The sequence below is a fragment of the Mesobacillus thioparans genome (assembly GCF_965138835.1).
Lineage (GTDB): Bacteria > Bacillota > Bacilli > Bacillales > Cytobacillaceae > Mesobacillus > Mesobacillus thioparans.
Window position 1 is genome coordinate 241,924 of sequence record NZ_CBCSFH010000005.1, and the last position, 16,060, is coordinate 257,983.

Below are 16,060 nucleotides of genomic sequence, written 5' to 3' on the forward strand. Positions count from 1 at the left end.
TGTTGCTTATTAGTAGTAAAATCCAGGTCCGCAGCATGGGTACATCGGATATCCGTAACCATAGCCACCATAAAATGGCCTCGGGTAAAACAAAGCGCCGCCCAATAATCCACCAGCCAAACCACCTAAAAACGGTAATCCAAAGCCCCAGCCGAACCTCTGATCCTGCATTCGATAAGGATTTCTGTATGCGTACATACGGCTTACCTCCCTCTTTTCTATTTTGTATACACTACTTTTATATGCGTTTATCACGGTTTTGGCTTGGGCGAATACACCTGTAAGGCAGGCTGATTCTGGTTGGTATCCATGAGTTTTCGCGTCAAACTCCTGAATGAATTTCAGCCTTGGATAAATGAAAAAAAGCATAGGATGAACAAATCCCATGCTTCACACTTTGCGTATTTAAACCCTGAACTTCGCAACCATTTCCCTCAGGTTCTCTGCCAGCCTTGCGAGTGAAGCGGAAGACGAAGATACTTCCTCCATGGAAGCAAGTTGCTCTTCCGTGGCGGATGCGATTTCCGCCGTGCTTGCGACTGAGTCGCGGGCAATTTTGGTCACCTCATCGATTGAGGCGTTCACCTGCATGACGCTTGCCGACATTTCTTCGGAGATTGCGGAGACTTCCTGGATTTCCGAGCTGACATTTTCGATCGACCTCATAATCTCATCAAATGTCCGGCCAGTATCTTCAACCAAAGATGTTCCCTCTGAAATTTCTGCCGTTCCTTTGTTCATCATCTCGACGACCTGATGGGTTTCTTTTTGGATGACTTCAATCAAGCCGGAAATCTGGCTGGCAGACTGTCTTGAAAGCTCAGCCAGCTTCCTGACTTCATCCGCGACGACGGCGAACCCTTTACCATGCTCGCCTGCCCTTGCTGCCTCAATGGCCGCGTTTAGAGCGAGCAAATTCGTCTGGTCCGCAATCCCGGTGATGACCTCAATGATTTTGCCGATTTCAGCCGATTTTCGGTCCAGATCCTTGATGACCGAATTCGTTTCGCTTGTTGTATGGTTGATCGCTTTCATCTTTTCAATGACTTTTTCCAGAGAATCATGGCCAAGCATTGCCTGTTTCGTCGTATCCACCGCAGACTCTGCGACTGTGGAAGTCGTAACTGCGACACGCTGGATGGCACTCGCCATCTCGCCTACTGCCTTCGCGCTTTCCTCTGTATTCTTGCTTTGGAGCTCAGCACCGCCAGCGACTTCCTGGATCGCCGTCGCCACTTGGTTCGTGGCAGAATTCGTCTGGTCCGCACTAGCCATCATCTCTTCAGCTGATGCCGCAACCTGCTCCGAAGTGCTGCTCACCTGAAAAATGATATTCCTTAAATTTGTTGCCATTTCATTGAAATCAGCTGCTAATTGCCCGATTTCATCTTTATTCTTCACATTAATTTTTTCAATCGCCAGATTACCGCCAGCCAATTGCTTTGCTGCCTGAGATACGAGCTGGACAGGCTTGCTGATCATTCTGCTGATATAAGTAGCAATCACGGTTCCAATGATAAATGCCGCAACACTGAGCCCGATGATTAACAAGGCTACCTTCTGAACATTTGCGGAAAGCGTTTCACTCGTTGAATTCAGAGCATCTTGCTGGTACTTAATCGCATCTTCGGCAGCTGAATTCATGCTAAAGATCAGCTGATTCCCTTTTTGCTGCATCAAAAGCCGAACCTTTACCATTTGTTCATCCCGAATTAATGTAAAGGCTTCAGAAGCGACATCATAATATTGCGCCTCAGCCGCAATCAGGTTCTCTCCTACCTTCTTTCCCTCAGCGGATTTCGTCGTGCTCAAATACTTCTTTGAGCTCTTTGCAAAATCCTCTACCGCTCCTTCAAACTCGATCAGGCTTTCACCATCACCATTCGCCATGTATTTTTGAAGCGCAAGCTGCTCCCGCATGACGGCATCCTTCATTTCGACAATCAAATTCAGTTTTCCCATCCGGTCTTCAATCGAGGATGAATACTGGCTATTCATCTTATTGAATTCAAAATTTGTGATGATTGCGACGACTGCCAACAAAGCCAAAACCGAAAAAAAGCCCGCCAATAATTTGGCTCGAACACCGAACTTCATCTGTGGTTTTCCCGCAAATCTCTTCGTGAATTTCATTTTCCGCTCTCCCGTCCAGCAATATAGTCCATTACCGTTTCTCTTCATATTAATTATTTCGGTTCGATTTCAGAAAATTTTAGGACTTTAGCCATAAAACTAAAAAGAACGGCACTCCTGCCTCCAACTGGAATCAGAAGTACCGTTCTTATGCTTATGAGAGACTGCGATACTTGACTTCCCCTCCGATGATTGTCATGTCGATGTGCATGGACAATAATTCGTCCGGATCGGCCATCTCAAATGGATTGGCTGAATACACCGTCATATCCGCCAATTTTCCGCGGGCAATCGTGCCTTTGACCGTCTCTTCATTGGTCGGATAGGCCCCGAGTTCGGTGAACAGGCGAAATGCATCGACCATTGATAATTTTTGCTCAGGTACATAACCCTCGTGGTTTTCACCCGGCTTTTTGCGTGTCACTGCCGCATGGATTCCGAGAATTGGATCAACTGGTTCCACTGGCGCATCCGAGCCGCCAGCGCAAATCACGCCAGCTTCCATCAGCGTTTTCCAAGCGTAGGAAAGCTTGATCCGTTTTTCGCCAAGGCGTTCCTGGACCCACGGGAAATCACTCGCAAGGAAACGCGGCTGGATGTCGGCAATCCTGCTAGGTGCTTTGAGACGCGGAATTAATTCCTCTCTTAAAACCTGTGCGTGGATCAAACGGTCACGATAGGCTGCAGCTGGGAACTGGTCAAGGATATCCAGGACATTCTCCAGCGCCTGGTCGCCAATCGTATGGACCGCAATCGGCATGTCCAGGTCACGCGCCCCTTTTACGATTTCAAATAGCTGTTCCTGGTCATACATCGCATCGCCGTAATGGCCCGCTGCGTCACTATATGGTTCTGACAGGAGCGCTGTTCTCCGGCCGAACGCTCCATCTGCAAAAATCTTCACCGCACCGATTTGCAGCGTATCATTACCGTACCCTGTGTACATCCCTGCTTCTTTAAGGTTTGGTAAAAATTCATGGTTGATAAGCAGATTGCTTCGCAGGCCAAGCTGCTCTCCATTTAACAGCTCATTGAACAGATTCCACGTTTTTTCAAGCCCGCCGAGATACAGCGGATCATTCGTATGCACGCTGGTCAGTCCCTTGCTCATCGCAAACTGCATCGTCTGGCGCATCGCTTTTTTCCAGTCGTCGTAAGAACGCTCCGGGATATATTGCCTGACTATATTGGCCGCTGACTCCAGGAACAATCCCGTCGGCTGCTTCGTTGATTCGTCCAATACAATCGTGCCGCCCTCCGGAACACTCACGCCCGGATGATAGCCGCTCACCTCGAGTGCCTTGCTGTTGACTAGCGTCGCATGCAGGCATGTTCTTGTTAAAAATATAGGATTTGCGGGCGCTACATAATCCAACTCCGTAATCGTCGGAATCCCTCCGTCAGTAAAAAGGTTCTCGTCCCAGCTTGAGCCGACAATCCATTCGCCAGGCTCAAGCTGATCCGCTTTCCGCTTTATTTTTGCCAGCATTTCTTGCCTTGAAGTGATTCCGACAAAATCGAGATTGATGAAGCTATCCGCCATGATCGATAAGTGAAGATGGCTGTCAATCAAACCAGGAGTGGCTGTTTTCCCTTCGAGGTCGATGATTTGCGCCTGGCTGCCCCATTGCAGCACCATATCCACAGAAGTTCCCATATCGATGAAACGGCCATTTTCAATGACCACAGCCTGTACAATTGGGTTTAGTGAATTGAATGTATAGATGGTTCCATTTTTGTAGATGGTTCTCAAGATGATTCTCTCCTTTTTGGTTAAATAAAAAGCCAGGAGAGGCACATGCCCGGGAGTGGAGTTTGATAGAAGGAATGGATGAAAAGCTCTAGCATATAAAAAGCAACGACAGAAATAACCGGTCATTGCTTTTACAATACACGTTATCTCCCATTTCGATCAGTAGTTCTCCATGCGCCAATTCAAGCATGACAGTCTGCTCCTTGTTCAGAAAGCATCCCAGCAGTAACCAGTCTGACCCTGGCCACGCTTCGGCAAACAACCCTTCCAGCCACCATCATTGATGTCATACTCCGATGGCCTACTCTTGCTGTTTGCTCCTCTACCTCACCGATCTGATAAGATCATATGAAATTAGCTTAATAGTATCATAAATGCCCCAGAATGTTCACTGATTTTTACTTTGGATTCTTTTAAAATGAAGGAGAAAGGAAGTGGACTATGATAGTAAAAGAACGGACCAAACCAGAGGAATTAGAGATTTTACTGGCGTTGAAGCCCCGGCTGGAGCTGGAAGAGAAAGTGGCATCAAACTTGTACACGCTGGAGAAGGGCTACGAAGGCGAAGTGCAATTTGACAAATGGTTTACGAACCACCGAGTGGAGAGTTTAATTATCAACGACTTGTTACTGGAAGTGAATGGCACACTCTTTCAAATTGACTCCTTCGTGATCACGCAAGACCGGCTGCACCTTTTTGAAGTAAAAAATCTGGAAGGCGACTATTATTTGGATGGAGAAAAATTCAAGACTGCCGCTGGTGCCGAAACCAAAAACCCCCTCCACCAGCTAAACCGCGCCGAAGCCCTGCTTAAACAACTGCTGAAGAACCTCGGATTCTACATCCCTCTCGAACCCCACCTCGTGTTCATCAACCCGGAATTCACCCTTTTGCAAGCACCAGTCAAATCACCCATAGTTTTGCCAACCCAACTGAACCGCTTTATGAAAAATATGAACCGAGTCTCTTCCAAGCTGACCAGCAAACATACCAAGCTGGCCGAAGCCTTATTGTCCTTGCATATTAAGAAATCACCATTTAGCCGAGTGCCAGAGTATGATTTTGATGGGTTGAGGAAAGGGGTAATTTGTGAGGGGTGTGGGGGGTTTTATGAACTTCATAGTAAAAGCAAATTTATTTGCATTCAATGTGGACAATTGAAGAATATAGATTCTTCTATGGTTCAAACTGTAAAGGAATTCCAGATACTTTTTCCTGAAATTAAGGTGACGACCCAGTCTGTATTTGAGTGGACTGGAGGCATATTGTCCAAGAAAACAATTAGAAGAATATTAAAAGTAAACCTTTCCTACATTGGAGAATTTAACAGGCGCTATTACGAATAATAACCCTTGATTAGTGTCTACTATATTAGTGGACNCTTTTTTCTGNGACCGTAATCTTGNNGNGATNCCTTTTTCGGGCGCAGCTTNNTCCTTTCTGCGACCGTAATCTTGCTGAGATCCCTTTTTCGGGCGCAGCCTCGTTCTTTCTACGACTCTATTCCTGTTGCGATACCTTTTTCGGGCACAATGTTATAGAAAGTAACCACATTAGAATATAAGCAAAGATAATTGGCAAAATAACCCCAACAGAAAACGCTTGCAATTTCTCAGATTCGTTTTATAATACTTGTATACAAGTATACTTGATTAACTGGGAAGGTGAGGAAATGACTGAAAATAAAGAGTTTCTTTATCCTCAAAAATGGCTTTCGAAGGCTTCTACTGGTGACCGTGTCGCGAGTGAGCTGCGGATGCAAATTATTTCGGGTTTGATTGAAAGCGGTGCCACTCTTTCGGAGAACAAATTGGCCGCGGACTTTGGGGTCAGCCGTTCTCCAATTCGTGAAGCGCTGAAAATCCTCGCTTCTGAAAATTTGATCCGCCTGGAAAGAATGGGTGCTGTGGTCATTGGCTTGACTGAAAATGATGTTGAAGAGATATACGATGTCCGCTTATTAATCGAATCATTTGTTTTTGAACGACTGATAAAAATAGATACGTCCCATCTGGTCACTGAGTTGAGCAAAATCCTCGAAATGATGAAAATCGCCATCAAGTACAAGGATGCGGATGAATTCTCCTTTCAGGATGTACTTTTCCATGAAACAATCATCAGGGCCATCAACCATTCCTATATCAAAATGATCTGGGATAACACGAAGCCCGTCATGGAGGCTTTCATTCTTTTATCGATGAGGGTAAGGATTGAAGAAAAGTACGAAGACTTCGATCGCATTCTCGAGAATCACGAGCTTTATATTGAAGCCATCAAAACGAAGAATCGCGAACTTATGGTTAAATCTTTACACCAAAATTTTGATGATGTTCAAGGTAAAGTTGAGGACCTTTGGATATCGCAGCAAACGCTTTCCAAGGGAGTTGAGAAAAATGACTGAGTATATGCTGGGTGTCGATATCGGCACGACAAGCACGAAGGCTGTTCTTTTCAGTGAAAAAGGTGAAGTCATCCAAAAGGAGAACATCGGCTACCCTCTCCACACGCCGGATATTTCAACGGCCGAGCAAGATCCAGAAGAAATTTATATGGCAGTCCTCACTGCCATCACGAAAATCATGAAACACCATCAGCAAAAAAAGCTGGCGTTCATCTCATTCAGCAGTGCGATGCACAGCGTCATCGCGATCGATGAAAAGGATGAGCCGCTCACACCATGCATCACCTGGGCGGATAACCGCAGTGAAGCATGGGCGCACAAAATTAAAACAGAGCTCAATGGACATGAAATTTACAAGCGTACCGGAACGCCAATCCATCCGATGTCGCCGTTAAGCAAGATTGCCTGGATTGTGAACGACCGTCCCGAAATCGCCGCTAACGCGAAAAAATACATTGGCATCAAGGAATTCATTTTTAAAAAGTTCTTTGACCAATATGTCGTTGACCATTCACTTGCATCGGCGATGGGGATGATGAACCTCAAAAAGCTTGATTGGGATGAAGAAGCCCTTCAAATTGCCGGAATCACCAGAAACCAATTATCCGAGCTTGTCCCGACAACAAAGATTTTCACGGGCATCAATCGGGAAATTGCGGAGCAACTCGGAATCGACCCGCAAACTCCTTTTGTCATTGGCGCGAGTGACGGTGTCCTTTCCAACCTCGGCGTCAATGCGATTGGCAAAGGTGAAATCGCGGTGACGATTGGGACAAGCGGTGCCATCCGCACGATCATCGACCAGCCTCAAACGGATGATAAAGGCCGGATTTTCTGTTACGCACTCACGGAAAATCACTGGGTCATCGGCGGCCCTGTCAATAATGGCGGGATGGTCCTTCGCTGGATCAGGGATGAATTCGCGTCTTCCGAGGTCGAGACGGCAAAACGCCTGGGAATCGATCCTTACAATGTGCTGACGAAGATCGCTGAGCGCGTGAGGCCTGGAGCGGAGGGATTGCTGTTCCATCCGTACCTTGCAGGAGAACGTGCACCACTTTGGAATCCTGATGTCCGCGGCTCCTTCTTCGGACTGACGATGTCCCATAAAAAAGAGCATATGATCCGAGCAGCATTAGAAGGGGTTATTTTCAATCTTTATACAGTTTTCTTGGCTCTTACTGAAGCGATGGAGAGCCCGGTAACAAGAATCCAGGCTACCGGCGGTTTTGCAAGGTCAGATGTTTGGCGCCAGATGATGTCCGACATTTTTGACCTAGAGGTAGTCGTGCCTGAAAGCTATGAAAGTTCATGCCTTGGCGCCTGCATCCTCGGGCTTTATGCGACTGGAAAAATCGATTCCTTTGAAGTCGCTTCCGAAATGATTGGCAGCACTCACAAGCATACGCCAGATGAAGACGCAGCAAAAGAATACAGGCAGCTCGTGCCGATTTTCATCAGCTTAACGCGAGCACTGGAACAAGATTATTCAAGAATTGCCAACTATCAAAGAAGCTTGATTAAATAAAGGAGCTTTTATTCAAATAAGCTTGATTAAAAAAGGGGTCATCTGATCCCTGCACAAAATTGGCAGCGCTTTTATTTTTTAAAGAAAGCCAGAGTTCTTAAAAAGCCTTATTTTACAAACACCCGCTCCAAAGCGGGAATTACAGACATCTTAGGGGGAAATTACAATGCCATTGGTTATTGTAGCAGTTGGTATCTTAGCATTACTATTGTTGATCATGGGTCTTAAATTAAATACTTTTGTTTCTTTGATTATTGTTTCATTCGGTGTTGCCTTAGCACTTGGTATTCCATTGGAAGAGGTTGTCAAAACAATTGAAGCTGGTTTGGGCGGAACGCTTGGTCACCTGGCGCTGGTCTTCGGTCTTGGTGCGATGCTTGGTAAATTGATCGCAGATTCGGGCGGTGCCCAGCGGATTGCGATGACGCTTGTGAACAGATTTGGTGAAAAGAACATCCAGTGGGCTGTCGTTGTGGCTTCATTCATTATCGGTATTGCTCTATTCTTCGAAGTAGGTTTAGTATTATTGATTCCAATCGTTTTTGCGATTTCAAGAGAATTAAAAGTTTCAATTTTGTATCTTGGTATTCCAATGACTGCTGCTTTATCTGTCACACATGGCTTCCTGCCTCCTCACCCTGGTCCAACTGTTATCGCTGGTGAGTTTGGCGCTAACATTGGTGAAGTATTGCTTTACGGTTTCATCATTGCTATTCCAACTGTTATTCTTGCGGGACCTGTTTTTACGAAACTTGCTAAAAAGCTTGTACCTGATTCATTCAACAAAACTGGCAGCATTGCTTCTTTAGGTGAGCAAAAAACGTTCAAACTTGAAGAAACACCTGGCTTCGGCATCAGTGTTTTCACAGCATTGCTTCCAGTCATCTTGATGTCAATCGCAACAATCATTACCTTGCTTCAAAAAACAATGGGATTCGAAGATAATAGTTTCCTAGCATCGATCCGATTCATCGGTGACGCTGGTACTTCGATGACGTTATCTCTATTATTCGCGATTTATTCAATGGGTATCGCTCGTAACATTCCAATCAAGACGGTTATGGAATCTTGCGCAACTGCCATCTCCCATATCGGCATGATGCTGTTGATCGTCGGCGGCGGCGGTGCCTTCAAGCAAGTATTGATCACTGGCGGCGTTGGTGACTATGTAGCTGAACTTTTCAACGGCACGTCACTATCACCGATACTGCTTGCCTGGATCATCGCAGCCATCCTGCGTATCGCGCTTGGTTCTGCAACAGTTGCTGCTTTGACAACTGCTGGCCTCGTCATTCCAATGCTTGGCACAAGCGATGTTAACCTTGCACTTGTTGTTCTTGCAACCGGAGCAGGAAGCTTGATCGCGTCACATGTCAACGACGCTGGCTTCTGGATGTTCAAAGAATATTTCGGCCTGAGCATGAAAGAAACATTCGCAACGTGGACACTATTAGAATCAATCATTTCCATTGCTGGACTTGGATTCGTCCTCTTGCTTAGCCTATTTGTTTAAAAAATTGTGGCCAGCCCTCTTGAAGGGGCTGGCCTTTTTAGCATTTCTACAACTAAAGTCTGAATAGAATTCATGCTTCTCTCTGAATCTCTTTAGCTCCCCTCATTGTAAAATAAACCTATAAAACTCGATTGAGGTGCTTACATTGAAAAAAATCCGGTCAAATAAAATGCAGGCTGTCCAATTCCGAATCGCCCGGCCAACGGATCAATTAGATAAAGTAGTTGAATTTTATCGAGATGGGCTTGGGCTTGAAGTTGTTGGCGGATTTAAAAATCATGATGGGTATGATGGCGTGATGCTCGGCCTGCCTGATTTCAGCTACCACCTGGAATTCACTCAGCATACAAACGGCAGCCCCTGCCCTGCTCCAACCGAAGACAATCTATTAGTCTTCTACATTCCCGACAAAGTGGCGCGGGACGAAATCGCACAGCGGCTGCATGATATGGGCTATCCCGAAGTCGAACCAGAGAACCCTTATTGGAAAAATGCAGGCGTGACGATTGCCGACCCTGATGGCTGGAGGATTGTGCTGCAGAATTCAGCTGGCTTGGGGAATTAAACGCTAGAAAGGCTCTTCTGCGTTTGGTGCCAGAAAGACACGGCTGTGTTGGATGCTGGAAAAGCTCTTCTGCTTAGGATGCTGGAAAAGCTCTTCTGCTTAGGACGCTGGAAAGACGCAGCTGCATTGGATGTTAGAAAGGCTCTTCTGCGTTAGGTGCAAGAAAGACGCAGCTGCGTTGGATGTTAGAAAGGCTCTTCGACATTAGGTACAAGAAAGACGCGACCCGCGTTGGATGCAAAAAAGGCTCTTCTGCTCAGAGTGCAAAAGAGCCTTCTCTATTGGTAGTGTAATCTGCTTGCTTCCTAAAACTCCAGTTCCCCTACCTTTTCATAGCTGCCGATATTATGACTGGTAATTTTCTCGGCTGATACGGCGTACAGTGTGTCCCCGATATAGAGCAGGCGCTGGATCTGGTGTTCCCAGTCTTCGTAATACGGCATGTCGCCGTTAATGTGGGTGACTTTGGACTTCAGCTTAAAGCCGGCCACCGGATCGATACTATAAACGTAGGCTCCCTGATATTCGAAGATTTGCTCGTATTCGTTCTTGTCGCTGTTCTGGTAAACCGAGATTGGGAAGGCAAAAATGTCTTTGTCTTTATTGAACAGCAAGGCTTTGTGGTCATGATTCAAGGGTGAGTAGGTGCCCCGCCCGCCAATTACCTCGGTGAATTTTTCTTTCGGATTGGACATATCGCTGACATCGAATAGCGAGATCTTGACGCCATCTGTCAGGATCCGCGGCTGCGTGGAGCCTTTTTCCGCGACGATTTTCGTATCCTGGCCAAATCCGATGATATGGTTTTCATCATATGGATGCAGGTAATTGCTGAAGCCAGGGATTTTCAATTCGCCCAGCACTTTCGGATTGGCCGGGTCGCTTGCGTCGAACACGAACAACGGATCGGTTTCTTTAAACGTAACCATATAAATGCGGTCACCCATGAACCTGGCGGAATAGATTCTCTCGCCACGCGCCAGTTCCTCGATCTTCCCGGTTTCCTTCAGGTTTTTATCGAGGATGTAGAGATGGTTGGAGGACGGCCGCTTCTCATCCCATGCATACCCTTTCGTCGTCACGACACGAAAATAACCGTTATGCTCATCCATCGAGAACTGGTTCAGCACCGTTCCCGGTACGGTGGCGGAGCTGTGGTATTTGACTTCCATGCCTTTGATCTCAAATTTATGGACATCGGTGTCAGGCGCAAGGACACCGCGCTCTTTGAAATCCATATCGCCATAATTTTCAACAGCTAGATATAGGTTATCCTTCGACATATACAGCTGATTGCCGCTGCCTAGGTAGGTCGTCATGGCAACTTCCTTTTTCGGCTGGTCGAGATCAAGCGCAGCAATCATCGTGTAGTTCGGCTGACGCGATTCCGGGAAATAGTGAATATCGTCATAAGTGACTGTTTTTTCCTCTGACCCCAGCACGGTATCAGTGAACTTCGGCCTGATATCGATTCTTCGGTTCTCCTTCAGCAGCCAGTAATCCGGGTAATGCTGCGTGACAAGATAGACAAGGTTCTCCACCTTCCTTGCCGAAACGTACGAACCTTCCACCTTGACTTCACGGACCTGTTTCGGATCAGCTGGATTTTTCACATCATAGACAATGACTGCCGTTGTCTGCATCATCGGGGCAACCAGCGAATCCTTGGCGGCATCTTCATATGACTTGCGGAGTTCATTGTACTGATGGCCAATGACCACCAGCTGATCATCCTGCAGGAACAACTGGTACGGTGAAAAATTCTGGCCGTAACGGATCGTCGATAAAACCTTCATCTGTGCACCGGGTACCGCCTGGATGATGCGCACTTTATCATACTCAGCCTGAAAAATGCTCTTGCCATCGGTCTTGACGATATCCGCTTCATCCACGCCCTGGACCTGGACATTCGTTTCGGAAACATCCCCGCCGCCTCCCGATTTATCCGCTGCCACTGACTCTTCTGACGCTTTATCTTCAGAGATGGAGTCCTTCACTCCGCCAAACCAGCCTCGTTGCTTCTTTTCCTCATCAAGGATTTTTTCAAAATAACTCGCCAGATTCTCCTGACTGCCAACAGTCGGAAGCGTTTCTTTTACAACAAACTTCCACGTTTGGGCAGAATTCAATTCCCGTCCCAGCGCGGATTTAATCCCTTTTTTAAAATGAACAGTATATTGCTTTGCTTTGGAGTCATATCCTTTTTCCGGCGGATGGATGTAAATGGTCTTGCGGCCGTCCCCCAGCTCAAGCTTCGTGTCGAGCTTCTCACCCTGGTCATTTGTGACATAAATCAAGTCCGAGTCGAGACTCTTTTCCGAAAGCTTATCGGAAAATTGCAGCTGCCAGACCTTGTTCGGCAGCACTACCTGCTCTTCTTCCCATGCATTCACTACCTTGAATTGGGACAGAGAATAAAATGCCAACATCACAATCGAAATAAAGACAAGACTGCCCAGGATCCACCATTTTTTCATCTTTTTTCATCCCCCTTGTAAAATTAGACGAGGATTGATGCCAGGTGTTTCAATTTTTCCCAAAAATAATTCCCCGTAAGGTTCCAATCATGACAGAGATGGGCAAAAAATAATCCGTTTCTGCAGCTTGCTTTTATAATAAAAGGTTTAATCAAGTGATAAGATGGGTATATAAATCTGTTGAATTTGTTACGGAGAGGAATTACATATGAGCATTCTGATCGTCGATGATAATGAAGCGAATTTATTTGTCATTGAAAAGTTATTGAACCGGGCCGGTTACAAAGATCATCTTTCGTTCACGTCGGCTCATGATTTATTCGGCTATCTGGAATCCGAACATCCTTATATCATTGCGGAACAGGTGGATGTGATCCTGATGGATATCATGATGCCTGAAGTGGACGGGATCGATGCATGCCGGCGTCTTCAGGAACTCCCCCATCTGAAGGATATCCCTGTTATTTTCGTCACCGCCCTTGAAGATACGGACAAGGTTGTGGAGGCGCTGGATGCAGGGGGAATGGATTATCTGATGAAGCCGATCAAGAAAACGGAATTGCTGGCGCGAATCAGGGTCGCATTAAGGTTAAAATATGAGAAGGATTGGCACAAAAAGCAGGAAGAGAAGATTGTCAACGAACTTGAACTTTCGATGCAAGTCCAGACCAGTCTGCTCAGCCTGCCTGTCGAGGAGGAGAATCTCCTGATCAAAGCCTCCTATTTGCCGGCATACAAGCTGGCCGGGGATCTTTACTACTGGCACAGAATCGACGAACATCGATATGCGGTCATCCAGCTGGATATGATGGGACACGGAATATCCTCTTCACTTGTGTGCATGTTCATCTCATCCGTGCTCCGCGATGCCATCCGCTCGAATCCTGATCCCGAGTATGTAATCGGCGAGCTGAACAAATGGATGAACTCCCTGAACCTACATAATCAAAAAATCCCTTATTATTTTACTGCGATTTACCTGACGCTGGATACCGAGCAGCGGAAAATCGAGTATATCAATGCAGGCCATCCGACGGCGCATGCGATGATCGACGGTAACCATATCGAGGAACTGAAGAGCAATACGTGTGCAGTCGGCTTTTTTTCTGACATACATACAAACAAAACGACCATCTCCTACTCCGATTCCGTGCAGCTCCTCATCTGTACAGACGGCGTCCATGAAGCCATCGACAAATACGAGCAGGCAGGAACGGAATTCCTGAAAAACACCACCATGAAGTTTATGGAGGAGGCAAGTGTCAAAGAGCCTCTTGATCTCATCCTGACACCTGAACAAAAGGAAGCCGGGTCAGACGATATGTGCACCGTGCTGATTCAGGCGAGATAGCAGCAGGAACAAAAAGCGCAAGCGCCTTGTTCAGCCCCGACAAGCGCTGGAGGGCCTGACAGTGAAGTCGTTCTTTGACTTCATTGGCAGGACCGAAAACGAAAAGTATAGCCGACTGCCCAGAAACGCAGAAACTGGAGACTCCGACAAAGAAGCGCTTTTTGCTTCTGCGGGCGGAGTTGAAGTTTCGGAGTTTCTAGGAGGCGACACTAGATTTCGAAAAGCGGAGGCGACTGCCCAACTGCGACAAGCGCTGGAGGGTCTGGCAGTGAAGTCGTTCTTTGACTTCATTGGCAGGACCGAAGCGTCTCGAGGAGTTAGGAGCCGTAGCTAGACAAGCGTCTCGAGGGGCTAGGCGCTGGAGCTGGATTAAGACTCCCATATGTAGTTATCCGCACAAAAATACTTTTATAATTTCATAAACAGTAAAAAAGCAGAGTGGATTTTCCACTCTGCTTTTTGCTCTCTCTAGTTATCCTCTTCCACTTCCGAGACGTCAAATAAATATGCGGCCGAGTCGGCACCTTGAAAGCTTTCATGTATGATCGTTCCCTGTTCATCTCTCTCTTCGTCGGTTTTCTCCATTCCATAGGTTAATATAGAATACCCCTCGACGGGAAGCTGGTCGTCAGTTAACTCTTGAATGATCCCATCTGAAAGAATGAAATTATCTTCATCTTCTACGGCATATGCCTCTCGTTGCCCTGAACTTCTTATCACGTAAGAAGGGAAGCTTGCTTTGGCAGCCGTCAGCTCTTTACGATCAAGCTCCTTCATCACTTCAAAGAACCGGCCCGCATCAACCAGCTCATCATATTGAAGCCATGAATCCACCTGACTATGCGTTACTCGATATTTCTTCTTATCCGTTTCATATATAATGTTATAAAGATCAAAATGATTGTCATTTTGGCCAAGCAACTGCCATCTTAAACCTATTATTCTGCCATCCTTTGCATATTCCACTTCAAACTCCTCAAGTCTCCAGCTGTTGCCGCTCGATTCCAGTTTTTGCGTGATCAGCTCATTTTCATCCTGAAAATTCACATTATAAACGGAACCCAGCTCACTTTCAATGTATGCAGGCCGGCCTTCCCATTCATTGCTCACCATTGGCAAAATCCAGTAGGTCAGGATAAAAGCGATCACGCCGAAGTAAGCAGCCAGCCTCTTTGCCCGCAAATTCAGCTTTGGACGAAAAGCCAACAAGTACACAAGAAACCCTAGCGGCACTGAAAAATCATTAACAGTAAACGCAAATGAACCTAACATAAAATAGCCTATGATCTTCAGCAGGAAATAAGGCTCTGAATCGTCCTTTTTCCGAGCTAAAAACAGGATACTGCCAAGCAACAGGATTGGATACACACCTGCGACCATTTTGACCTCCATTTCGACCATGCAAGCACAATCAATCTTTTTCCCAATTTTACCATATTCCAATGCCTTAAAATACAAAAAAAACAGCAGATTCCCAAATGAAATCCACTGTTTTTTGGAGATTATTTTTTGCGATAAAGCTTCTCCCGGGAATTGAAGGCTTCCAAAAAGCCTAGTTCGACCCTCGCTGCTTCCTTTGTACCAAGGCCCAGGAAACCTCCTTGACTGAGACTCTCATTGAACAGCTGGAATACCTGCTTCTGCAGCTCCAGGTTGAAATAGATCAGGACATTGCGGCAGATGATCAGATGGAACTCATTAAAGGAACCATCTGTCACCAGGTTATGCTGGGCAAATACGATATTCTTTTTCAAGGATGGCTTGAGGCGGGCGAATTCGCTATCCGCATCGTAATACTCAGAGAATGATCTATTCCCCCCAGCCATGATGTAATTTTTCGTATAAGCCTGCATTTTGTGCAATGGCATTGTCCCGGATTCGGCCTTCGCGAGGACGGTTTCGTTCATGTCTGTCGCATAGATCTTTGTCCGATCAGCAAGGCCTTCCTCTTCGATTAAGATCGCCATCGAATAGGCTTCCTCCCCGGTCGAACAGCCAGCATGCCAGATCCTGATCTCCGGCAGCTCCCTCAAGAGCGGAACCACTTCCTCGCGCAATGCTTTGAAAAAAGGAGGATCACGGTACATTTCCGTGACATTAATCGAGAAATCCTTGAGGATGTCATCCAAAACCCGTTCATCATGAATGAGTTTCTCGGTCAAACCCGTGATGCTGGACAATTTTTCAGCATTCATTCTTGCTGTAGTTCTCCTCAAGATCGAAGAGCGCATATAATTCCTGAAGTCATAGCCGGACAGGCGATAGATCGCCAACAAAAGCAATTCAAGTTCTAATTCTTCGTTTTTCACCTTTCAACCCTCTGCTTTCATCCTGATCG

The 16,060-nt window shown here is 46.3% G+C and carries 12 protein-coding genes and 1 riboswitch; of the genes, 6 read left to right on the plus strand and 6 right to left on the minus strand.

The features are described from left to right. Positions 1 to 9: 9 nt before the first annotated feature. The 3 genes from ACNAZ4_RS11165 to ACNAZ4_RS11175 form a co-directional block, all read right to left on the minus strand. Positions 10 to 198 (minus strand): hypothetical protein, encoded by a 189-nt coding sequence (locus ACNAZ4_RS11165; RefSeq protein WP_415814463.1) that lies wholly within the window; start codon positions 196 to 198, stop codon positions 10 to 12. A 207-nt stretch (positions 199 to 405) separates the two neighbouring features. Continuing rightward, complete coding sequence (locus ACNAZ4_RS11170; protein ID WP_415814464.1) at positions 406 to 2,133, minus strand: methyl-accepting chemotaxis protein; 1,728 nt, start codon at positions 2,131 to 2,133, stop codon at positions 406 to 408. 154 nt (positions 2,134 to 2,287) lie between these two features. After that, entirely contained in the window at positions 2,288 to 3,889 is a 1,602-nt protein-coding gene (locus ACNAZ4_RS11175) for an amidohydrolase (protein ID WP_415814498.1), read from the minus strand. A gap of 152 nt (positions 3,890 to 4,041) precedes the next feature. After that, positions 4,042 to 4,219, minus strand: a riboswitch (Lysine riboswitch). Between the two features lie 108 nt (positions 4,220 to 4,327). On the opposite strand from ACNAZ4_RS11175, the gene ACNAZ4_RS11180 reads away from it, so the two are divergent. From ACNAZ4_RS11180 to ACNAZ4_RS11200, 5 genes are all read left to right on the plus strand, one after another. Continuing rightward, entirely contained in the window at positions 4,328 to 5,233 is a 906-nt protein-coding gene (locus ACNAZ4_RS11180; protein WP_415814465.1) for a nuclease-related domain-containing protein, read from the plus strand. A 326-nt stretch (positions 5,234 to 5,559) separates the two neighbouring features. Beyond that, positions 5,560 to 6,288 (plus strand): GntR family transcriptional regulator, encoded by a 729-nt coding sequence (locus tag ACNAZ4_RS11185; protein WP_415814467.1) that lies wholly within the window; start codon positions 5,560 to 5,562, stop codon positions 6,286 to 6,288. Beyond that, positions 6,281 to 7,816, plus strand: coding sequence for a gluconokinase (gene gntK, locus ACNAZ4_RS11190; RefSeq protein WP_415814468.1), 1,536 nt, complete (start codon positions 6,281 to 6,283; stop codon positions 7,814 to 7,816). The genes ACNAZ4_RS11185 and gntK overlap by 8 nt, the downstream gene beginning before the upstream one ends. 166 nt (positions 7,817 to 7,982) lie before the next feature. Next, positions 7,983 to 9,329, plus strand: coding sequence for a GntP family permease (locus tag ACNAZ4_RS11195; protein WP_415814469.1), 1,347 nt, complete (start codon positions 7,983 to 7,985; stop codon positions 9,327 to 9,329). A 169-nt stretch (positions 9,330 to 9,498) separates the two neighbouring features. After that, a complete protein-coding gene (locus ACNAZ4_RS11200) occupies positions 9,499 to 9,894 on the plus strand; it encodes a VOC family protein (RefSeq protein ID WP_415814499.1) in 396 nt (131 codons plus the stop codon). 305 nt (positions 9,895 to 10,199) lie between these two features. On the opposite strand, the gene ACNAZ4_RS11205 is transcribed toward ACNAZ4_RS11200, so the two are convergent. Beyond that, entirely contained in the window at positions 10,200 to 12,371 is a 2,172-nt protein-coding gene (locus ACNAZ4_RS11205) for a beta-propeller domain-containing protein (RefSeq protein ID WP_415814470.1), read from the minus strand. Between the two features lie 208 nt (positions 12,372 to 12,579). Between ACNAZ4_RS11205 and ACNAZ4_RS11210 the strand changes: the two genes are divergently transcribed. Continuing rightward, entirely contained in the window at positions 12,580 to 13,722 is a 1,143-nt protein-coding gene (locus tag ACNAZ4_RS11210) for a PP2C family protein-serine/threonine phosphatase (protein WP_415814472.1), read from the plus strand. A 468-nt stretch (positions 13,723 to 14,190) separates the two neighbouring features. On the opposite strand, the gene ACNAZ4_RS11215 is transcribed toward ACNAZ4_RS11210, so the two are convergent. Continuing rightward, positions 14,191 to 15,102, minus strand: coding sequence for a G protein-coupled receptor family protein (locus ACNAZ4_RS11215; protein WP_415814473.1), 912 nt, complete (start codon positions 15,100 to 15,102; stop codon positions 14,191 to 14,193). Between the two features lie 122 nt (positions 15,103 to 15,224). Beyond that, complete coding sequence (locus ACNAZ4_RS11220) at positions 15,225 to 16,031, minus strand: CheR family methyltransferase (RefSeq protein ID WP_415814474.1); 807 nt, start codon at positions 16,029 to 16,031, stop codon at positions 15,225 to 15,227. Positions 16,032 to 16,060: the final 29 nt, after the last annotated feature.

Coding starts and splice junctions, on each gene's coding strand:
- ACNAZ4_RS11180 (WP_415814465.1), top strand. CDS start 4,328: ATGATAGTAAAAGAACGGACCAAACCAGAGGAATTAGAGATTTTACTG.
- gntK (WP_415814468.1), top strand. CDS start 6,281: ATGACTGAGTATATGCTGGGTGTCGATATCGGCACGACAAGCACGAAG.
- ACNAZ4_RS11185 (WP_415814467.1), top strand. CDS start 5,560: ATGACTGAAAATAAAGAGTTTCTTTATCCTCAAAAATGGCTTTCGAAG.
- ACNAZ4_RS11205 (WP_415814470.1), bottom strand. CDS start 12,371: ATGAAAAAATGGTGGATCCTGGGCAGTCTTGTCTTTATTTCGATTGTG.
- ACNAZ4_RS11170 (WP_415814464.1), bottom strand. CDS start 2,133: ATGAAATTCACGAAGAGATTTGCGGGAAAACCACAGATGAAGTTCGGT.
- ACNAZ4_RS11165 (WP_415814463.1), bottom strand. CDS start 198: ATGTACGCATACAGAAATCCTTATCGAATGCAGGATCAGAGGTTCGGC.
- ACNAZ4_RS11215 (WP_415814473.1), bottom strand. CDS start 15,102: ATGGTCGCAGGTGTGTATCCAATCCTGTTGCTTGGCAGTATCCTGTTT.
- ACNAZ4_RS11210 (WP_415814472.1), top strand. CDS start 12,580: ATGAGCATTCTGATCGTCGATGATAATGAAGCGAATTTATTTGTCATT.
- ACNAZ4_RS11195 (WP_415814469.1), top strand. CDS start 7,983: ATGCCATTGGTTATTGTAGCAGTTGGTATCTTAGCATTACTATTGTTG.
- ACNAZ4_RS11200 (WP_415814499.1), top strand. CDS start 9,499: ATGCAGGCTGTCCAATTCCGAATCGCCCGGCCAACGGATCAATTAGAT.